Genomic DNA, 7,301 nt, shown 5'->3' with positions numbered 1-7,301 from the left:
GCCGAGTACCGCGCGATTGTGCCGTCGGGCAATTTGCCTGCGATGATCCATGACGGCTTTATGCTGTCGGACTCAGAAGCCATTGCGGAATATTTGAACGAAGCGTTTCCAATGGTTCCGATGTTGCCAGAAACGATTCAGCTGCGGGCCAAGGCGCGGGAACTCAGCCGCTGCCACGACACGCGCCTAGAGCCTTCTGTACGCGCAATCTATCCGCAAGTGGCCTATGAAACACGCGACAGAGAGGCCGTAAAGGCTGGCGGGGCGTTGATTTCAAAACACCTAGAGGCGCTGGCCTTGTTGCTGGAAAACAGCCCGCTTGATCGCGAGACACTGTGGTTGGGGGATTGCGGTTTTGCCGTGACCTTGCCGTGGATCGAAGCCTTTGAAGAGGCGATCGATCTGCCGGTGACATGGCCTGCGATCGTCAAAGACTATCTGGCGCGGCTGCGCGCGTTTGACGTGGTGGCCGTCGAACTTGCACACTATCAAATTGCCATGGACGCTTATCTGGAAAAGGCCAAGCCGACCTAGGGCCCAAGCCTTACTTTGTCAAAAGACGACGGGCTGTCGCGATCTCGGCCAGCCCGTCCTGTTGCCGCAACAGACGCAAGCCGCGCAGTACATAGTCAAGATGTTCTTGCATGGCCTGCGATGCGCGGCGGCCCTGCCCCGCACAAATCGCAGCCACGATATCAACGTGCTGTTGATGGATCACGGATTGGTCCTTTTGGATCTGTAGGTGACGATCCAGCCAGACCCGCGTGATGCTGGCAAGAACCGGCGCCAGCGTTGCGTTGGAGACCCCGAAGAACGGATTGGACGACGTGCGCGCCACAAGCGCATGCAGTTCGGTATCCAGTTGACTATAGCGGTCCGGAGCCGTGTCCAACGTCACGGTCATACGTTCCAAAAGGCTTTGCAATGCGCGTGCGTTTTCCGGAGAAACATGGCTCGCGGCAGACTCGGCAGCGCGGCTTTCGGTCAGCAAACGCAGCTCATAGAGGGCCTCAAGCGCAAGACTATTGCCAGTGACGACAGCGATGAGTTGGGCAGGATCGCATGCGACCTGATCTGGTGCCTTTGCTTCTCCTGGCACAGGCAGTTCCAGACCAAACAAGGCCCGCCAATCCGCGTGTTCCGCTTGAAACTCAGCGAGCTCTGCGAGGGTTCGAAATTCGGACGGATCCGCAAGAATGTCCTGCGTCATGTGCAGAATGCCGCGTTTCAGCGCCGGATGCATCGCCTCAACCAATGCCAAATGCGTCTGGGCCAGAAAGAAATTATAACAACTGTCAAACACCACGCGGGCCAGATGCAAAAAGGCAGTCATGCTGTCCTCGGGGTTCGTGGATAAAATCTGTGTGTGCACCTCTGCCAGCGCAGTCTGCAGATTTGCCCGATCACTGCTGCGCGCTTTCTGTGCCGCCAATTGAACGGCATCGCAAAAAAGGTGCAGCCAATAGTCCAGCAAATGCTCGGGTTCCGTCTTGGAAACCGGGATCAACCCGGGGCGCAAGACGTCGAATAACAGCGGGGTCACATAGTGTTTGCGCGACCGCAATGTCAGCATGCCCCGCGATGTCAGCTGGGCGAGCGCGGTGCGCAAGGTGGTGCGCGAGACGTCAAATTCCAGCGCAAGTTGGCGTTCGGGCGCCAGCGGTTGGTCAGGCCAGAATGTGCCGCCCAATATAAAAGCCTCGAGTTTTCGCGCGAGGCTTTCAGAGGTATTGGGGATCTGGATCGAAAGTTCACGCATCACGGCCTCTCATGTATCGGCATTTGCGAAAGTGAAGGGAAATTTCGACATAGGTTCGTGGCTCACCCGCTGGGTATTGAAGAGACGTAAATTGCTGTGTAGACACTTTGGTATGAAAAAAGACCAAAAAAGCCAAGCCCCCATGTCGCCTGAGCGCGCCTATCTCGGCACGTTGTTGGAGCGCGCGATTGACGCCGTCAAAGGCGCGTCGTCGGTGGCGCGTTGGGTGGATCAGGCGGACATCGTGAAGCCGACAAAAATCCTTGCGGTTGGCAAGGCCGCCGCGTCGATGTTTGAGGGCCTGCCCGCCGATTGGCGCACCTCTGGCGCAGCGCTTGTTGTCACGAAATACGGCCACCTAGAGGGGCATGTTTTTGGCCCCAACGTGACCGCGCTTGAAGCCAGCCACCCTGTGCCCGATGCGAATTCGCTTAAGGCCGGTGCGCAAGCGCTGGAGTTCGTGACATCCTGCACCGCGTCGGACCACTTGCTGGTACTGGTCTCTGGTGGGGCCTCGGCCTTGGCGGAACATCTGATTGACGGAGTTTCGCCTGAAGACCTAAACGCCCTGACCCAACAAGGTCTGTCAGAGGGCGCGGATATCGGTCAAATCAACGCGCGTCGCAAAACCATCTCGGCCATCAAGGGCGGCAAGCTGCTTGCGCATTTTGCTGGTCATTCCGTCACAACGCTGGCCATTTCAGACGTGCCACGCGACGATATTGGAGTGATTGGATCCGGTCTGGGTCAATGCCCCGAGACGGCAAAGTTCGCCTGTCGGCAAGAGATCGTGGCCTCCAACCACATCGCGCGGGCGGCGATCGTGGATCAGGTCGCCAAAGATGGCCACGAGCTGATATCAAATTCCGAAACGCTGTATGACGACGTCTCGCGCGTGGCAGACCAGATCGCGCAAGAGGTGATCGCCGGTGCGCCAGGCGTCTATGTGTTTGGAGGCGAGCCAACGATCGTCTTGCCTCCGGATCCTGGACAGGGCGGGCGCAATCAATCCCTTGCTCTGGAGCTGGCAAAGCGATTTCACGAGCGGCCGGGCATTTGCGGGCTGGTGGCCGGAACTGACGGGACCGACGGCCCTACGGATGCAGCGGGCGGGTTTTTCGATGGCCAGAGTTTTTCACGCGCACCCGGTGCCGACGCGGCCTTACGTGCCGCGGACGCGGGCCGTTTTCTGGCCGCAACGGGCGATCGGATCGTCACCGGCCCGACTGGGACAAATGTCATGGATGTCGCCATTATTTTAAAACAGGACTCGGCAAACCATTAGGCACCCCATTTCACAGGCTGACCGAGCTGTTCCGTTTAAAACACCGCAAGGTAAAAACAGATCGCGTGTTTTGAATGCCGGGTATCTGATAAAGGCGTTCCTGCAGAAAGCGTTCGTATCCGCGCGTGCCGTCCACGGCGACCTTGATGAAATAATCAAAGCCTCCGGTCGTTAGATAGACTTCGAGAACCTCGGGAATCTTGGCGACTTCGGCACCAAAGGCGCGCACACTTTGCTTGTCGTGAGACTGCAACTGCACCTCTAGCAGAACGATTTCGCCAAAGCCGAGTTTCTCAAGATTTAGGTTGGCGGAATAACCTTCGATCACGCCGTCATTCTCAAGACGCCGATGCCGCTGCCAGCACGGGGCGGACGAGAGCCCCACCTGATCTGCGAGGTCTTTGTTGCTGATCCGCCCGTCCTTTTGCAGTTCACGCAGAATGGAACGATCGATGGAATCGAGATCTTTCATAGGTTCTTTCTCAATTTGTCAAAGTTGCAAAAGATAAATCCGAATTTTAGGATGATTCACAAAACTTCAAAAGCATATTTCATCGGTTTTCTGAAATAAACTTGGCGAAGCAGAAAATGCTTCACGCGCGATACTAATAAGAAGAGAGAAATATGTTTGCGTCGTGGCTCAAGTCGTCAAACGACATCACCGCTCAGTTTCTGGCGGCTGGAAAACTGCCGGATATGGTCAATCTCGGCGGCGGTCTTCCGGATGCAGGGCTGTATCCCGAGACAGAGATCAAATCCTATGCGGCCCAGATCCTGTACGGATCATCAAGCGAATGGCTGGAATATGCACCCGTCGCCGGGATCGCATCCTTGCGCCAGGCCATTGCCAAGCTGGAAACCGAAAATGGTCTGGCAAGTGCGCCTGAAAACATATTGGTCACCTCGGGCGGATTGCAGGGGTTGTCGATTGTCGGGCAGGCCTTTCTGGATTTCGGGGCACCCGCAGCGGTGCAGTCACCGGCCTATCTTGGATTGATTGATGCCTGGCGACCCCGTCAGCCAGAGTGGGCGTCCTTTAACGTACATGACACACAGGCGCTTAAGGCGGCTTTCACGGCATCAAACCTTGCTTATCTTATGCCTGCCTTCGCCAATCCGGATGGCGCCTGTCTGGCTGACCAAGAACTGGAGCACATTGTTCAGGTGGCCGCAGAACACGGCACTTTGATGGTCGAAGACGATCCCTATCGGGAACTCTACTTTGACACACCCACTCCCCTTTCGCTGAGCGCACGCGCCAAAGCGGCCGGTTTGCCTTATCTGCACATCGGATCGCTTTCCAAAACCCTGGCACCTGGCTTGCGCGCGGGCTGGATCAATGCTCCGGCTGAGATCATCGAACGGCTTACGCTGGTGAAGCAAGGCAGCGACATGACAAGCCCGGGCCTGCCGCAATTGTTGGCCGAGGCCGCCATCCGCAACCGGCTGATGGACACGCAATTGCCGAAACTGCGGGCTGCTTATAAAGCGCGTTGTTCAGCGCTTTTGAACGCGTTGGACACCCATCTTGGCGACTGGTTTGAGTGGCGCGCCCCGACCGGAGGCATGTTTGTTTGGGTTACGTCAAAACGTGAAGACATCGACACCACAAAACTGTTTGAAGCAGGCCTGAAGCACGGGGTCTGCATCAGTCCCGGGGTGGTGTTTGACCCGATTGGGGCCGACACGAAAACAGCGCGGTTGAATTTTACCTTCAACACCGAAGCCAAAATCGAGGAAGGCGTGCGCCGTTTGGCAAAGGCAGTGCAAGACACGCTGCGGTGACGACGAAAGCGCCGAACGTGTGGGAGCGCACGAAACGGTAAGCCCCGTCCGCAGCATAAGGCCGCCCCCAAGGGCGGCCTTTTCACAATTACAATTGGTCGCGAATTAAGATCACTCGCCGCGCGGGAATCTGGCGTTTTCTTCGACCACGTTCAGATCCATGTGGTTGCGCATATAGCGTTCGCTGGCTTTTTGCAGGGGTTGGTAATCCCACGGGAAATACCCGCCCTGCCGCAGCGCCTCGTATACCACCCAGCGTCGTGCCTGGCTGGCGCGCACTTCGGAATCGAATCTTTCCAGATCCCAGCGCGCTTCTGACTTTGCCCGCAAAGACGCAATCGTGCCCTGATGCGCGGGGTCTTCGGCCAGATTGACCAGCTCGTGCGGGTCATTGTCCATATGGTACAGCTGATCCGGATCCAACGCACAGCGGTTATATTTCCACGGCCCATAGCGCAGTGAGACCAGCGGCGCATAAGAGGCCTCGGCCGCGTATTCCATCGCGACCGGCGTGCTACGCTCGCCCCCTTGACCCAGGTGCACAAGGCTTTCGCCGGTGGTCCACGGCATCACCTCATCCATGCTGACCCCGGCCAGATCGCACAGAGTCGGACAGACATCGATCGTAGAGACGGGAGTTTTGACAAGTCCCGGCTCCATCGACGGCGCCGAGATCATCAACGGCACGCGGGCAGAGCCTTCGTAGAAACACATCTTGAACCAAAGTCCGCGCTCGCCCAGCATGTCGCCGTGATCGGAGACGAACATGATGATGGCCTCTTGGCGCGTGCCTTCTAAGGCCTCCATGACTTCGCCGATCTTGTCGTCCAGATACGAGATATTCGCGAAATAGGCGCGGCGTGACTTTTTGATGTCGTCTTCGGTGATGTCAAAATTGCGCCAGTCATTGGCGTCAAAGATGCGCTTGGAATGGGCGTCCTGATTGTCATACCCAAGGTCGGCGACCTCGGGCAGAAGGTGGTCGCAATCCTCGTAAAGATCCCAGTATTTCTTGCGCGCCACATAGGGGTCATGCGGGTGCGTAAAGCTGACGGTCAGGCACCACGGGCGCTCATCCTTGCCGCGGGCCAGATCATAGATCTTCTGCGTGGCGTGAAAGGCGACTTCGTCATCGTATTCCATCTGGTTGCTGATCTCGGCGACGCCTGCGCCCGTGACAGATCCCATGTTGTGATACCACCAGTCGATCCGCTCGCCCGGTTTGCGATAGTCCGGCGTCCAGCCGAAATCCGGGGGATAGATGTCTGTTGTCAGGCGGCTTTCAAACCCATGCAGCTGGTCCGGACCAACGAAATGCATTTTGCCGGACAGACAGGTGTAATATCCGGCCCGGCGCAGGTGGTGCGCATAGGTTGGGATGTCAGAGGCAAATTCGGCGGCGTTGTCGTAAACCCCTGTCTGGCTGGGCAATTGACCAGACATAAAACTGGCGCGACCGGGGGCACAAAGCGGGCTGGCTGTATAGGAATTGGCAAATCGGGTCGAGCGCTCCGCCAGTTTGCGAATGTTGGGCGCGTGCAACCAATCTACCGGACCATCCGGAAAAAGAGTTCCATTCAGCTGGTCGACCATAAAGATCAGAATATTCGGTTGTGTCATCTCCGCCCTCTTTCGTTTTCCGCAAGTGTTGGCAGGTTTTATGCAAGATCGACCGCTTATTTGCGACCACTTAGAAAGATCGCAAGACGTGATCGCGGGCATCACAGATCTCTGATTGACCATTCCGGGGGCTTTGGCAAAGCTGAAACGGGATCCAAATGACGCGAGGCCAAGATGATCACCTGCTATATTTCCTATCAGATTGACCCTTCACAGGTCGCGGCGTTTGAGGCCTACGGCAAAACGTGGATAGCGCTGGTGGAGCGTTATGGCGGGCAGCATCACGGGTATTTCCTGCCGCACGAAGGGCCTAACGATCTGGCGACTGCCGCGTTTTCTTTTGAAAGCCTTGCGGCCTATGAGGTCTATCGCGACCAGATCAAATCTGACCCCGATTGTGTCGCGGCCTTTGAATTTGCAGAAAAGACCGGCTGTATCAAACGCTATGACCGCCATTTCTTGCGCCCATGCCTGACCGGGGATGCCCAGGCGATTGCGGCGTTCAAAGCGTAGGATCCCGCACAAGTGCGCGGGATCCACTGGCTTATCGATTGTCCAGTTGCGCGTTTACCGACCGCAGCCCCAACTGGGTGATGCGATAGGGTTGCCCGCGCTGGGATTTGATCAAACGCCGTTTTTTCAATCGGTCAAACGTGACCAGATCACAGTTGGTCAGCACATGCCCATCCCGATTGAAACATTGAACCGCATGGACTTTGCCGTTTGGCAGCCGCTGATAGTGGATCGCACCACCCTGCGCCAAAACATGCAAAACACGCTGCTCGTGTTTTGAGATATTCATTGGAGTGTCTCTTGAGTTTACGTCAGCCGAAAAGGCTCCCGGCATCGCGC

The 7,301-nt window shown here is 56.9% G+C and carries 8 protein-coding genes; 4 read left to right on the top strand and 4 right to left on the bottom strand.

Annotation, left to right across the window (positions count from 1 at the left end):
• The coding region (locus ACEQWH_RS15055; RefSeq protein ID WP_370232205.1) for a glutathione S-transferase family protein at positions 1–534 on the top strand (534 nt) is incomplete at its 5' end.
• Positions 535–544: 10 nt separating this feature from the next.
• Here the strand turns inward: ACEQWH_RS15055 and ACEQWH_RS15050 are convergent.
• Positions 545–1,759, bottom strand: coding sequence for an FCD domain-containing protein (locus ACEQWH_RS15050; RefSeq protein ID WP_370232203.1), 1,215 nt, complete (start codon positions 1,757–1,759; stop codon positions 545–547).
• A gap of 112 nt (positions 1,760–1,871) precedes the next feature.
• On the opposite strand from ACEQWH_RS15050, the gene ACEQWH_RS15045 reads away from it, so the two are divergent.
• Positions 1,872–3,044 carry a glycerate kinase gene (locus ACEQWH_RS15045; protein WP_370232201.1) on the top strand — a complete coding sequence of 391 codons (1,173 nt, stop codon included), beginning with the start codon at positions 1,872–1,874 and terminating at the stop codon, positions 3,042–3,044.
• A gap of 10 nt (positions 3,045–3,054) precedes the next feature.
• Here the strand turns inward: ACEQWH_RS15045 and ACEQWH_RS15040 are convergent, their stop codons facing one another.
• On the bottom strand, positions 3,055–3,516 hold the full coding sequence (locus tag ACEQWH_RS15040; RefSeq protein ID WP_370232200.1) for an Lrp/AsnC family transcriptional regulator: 462 nt from the start codon (positions 3,514–3,516) through the stop codon (positions 3,055–3,057).
• Between the two features lie 152 nt (positions 3,517–3,668).
• Here ACEQWH_RS15040 and ACEQWH_RS15035 point away from each other — a divergent pair, with 152 nt between their 5' ends.
• Complete coding sequence (locus tag ACEQWH_RS15035; protein ID WP_370232198.1) at positions 3,669–4,829, top strand: PLP-dependent aminotransferase family protein; 1,161 nt, start codon at positions 3,669–3,671, stop codon at positions 4,827–4,829.
• Positions 4,830–4,940: 111 nt separating this feature from the next.
• On the opposite strand, the gene betC is transcribed toward ACEQWH_RS15035, so the two are convergent.
• Positions 4,941–6,449 carry a choline-sulfatase gene (gene betC, locus ACEQWH_RS15030; protein WP_370232196.1) on the bottom strand — a complete coding sequence of 503 codons (1,509 nt, stop codon included), beginning with the start codon at positions 6,447–6,449 and terminating at the stop codon, positions 4,941–4,943.
• 174 nt (positions 6,450–6,623) lie between these two features.
• On the opposite strand from betC, the gene ACEQWH_RS15025 reads away from it, so the two are divergent.
• The gene (locus tag ACEQWH_RS15025) at positions 6,624–6,962 is read left to right on the top strand and encodes an NIPSNAP family protein (protein ID WP_370232195.1); all 339 of its coding nucleotides are present in this window, start codon (positions 6,624–6,626) and stop codon (positions 6,960–6,962) included.
• Between the two features lie 31 nt (positions 6,963–6,993).
• Here the strand turns inward: ACEQWH_RS15025 and ACEQWH_RS15020 are convergent, their stop codons facing one another.
• Positions 6,994–7,251, bottom strand: coding sequence for a YjhX family toxin (locus ACEQWH_RS15020; protein ID WP_370232206.1), 258 nt, complete (start codon positions 7,249–7,251; stop codon positions 6,994–6,996).
• Positions 7,252–7,301 lie beyond the last annotated feature (50 nt).

Source organism: Cognatishimia sp. (assembly GCF_964229375.1).
In the GTDB taxonomy this organism is placed as follows: Bacteria; Pseudomonadota; Alphaproteobacteria; order Rhodobacterales; family Rhodobacteraceae; genus Cognatishimia.
This window is presented reverse-complemented; position numbering and strand designations above follow the sequence as displayed.